This window comes from Streptomyces sp. SID3343 (assembly GCF_009865215.1).
Taxonomy (GTDB): Bacteria; Actinomycetota; Actinomycetes; order Streptomycetales; family Streptomycetaceae; genus Embleya.
The window spans coordinates 1-429 of record NZ_WWJX01001408.1; the positions used below are offsets into that span (position 1 = coordinate 1).

The 429-nt window shown below is 79.5% G+C and carries 1 protein-coding gene; it reads left to right on the forward strand.

Features of this window, described 5'->3' with window-relative positions:
- Positions 1–222: 222 nt before the first annotated feature.
- Positions 223–429, forward strand: a 207-nt coding sequence (locus GT354_RS44640; protein WP_161362985.1) for a hypothetical protein, incomplete at its 3' end; no start/stop codon positions are given.

The following is a 429-nucleotide window of genomic DNA, read 5'->3' on the forward strand; positions in this document are numbered from 1 at the left end:
CCAACCCTCGGCCGCGCCCGGCGCGGGGCTGCCGGGGGCCGGGTTGCCGGGGGCCGCGTTTCCCCATCCGGGGGGAGGCATCGGTGCACCGGTCGGGGGCGTGTGGGGGCGCGGCGGCGGAGCGTTCGGCGGGGGCGGCGGGCCCTGGTGCGGGATGCCCTGCGGCGGCATGGTGTCGGAGATGGGCGGCAGGAGCCGGGTCGCGGGGTCGGGCAGGGGGGCTTGGCCCGGGTTCTGGCCTTGGCCCTGGACCTGACCTTGGCCTTGGGCCTGGTAAGGCGGCTGCGGGCCGGGGTTGGCGGCGGCGGGCTGCTGGTGGGCGTACGGCTGCGGTTGTTGCGGCGGGGCCTGGTGGTGGGGCGGCTGCTGCGCTGCGGCCTGTTGCCGGGGGTCGGGGTGCTGCGCGGCCGCGATGTCGTGCGGGTGGCC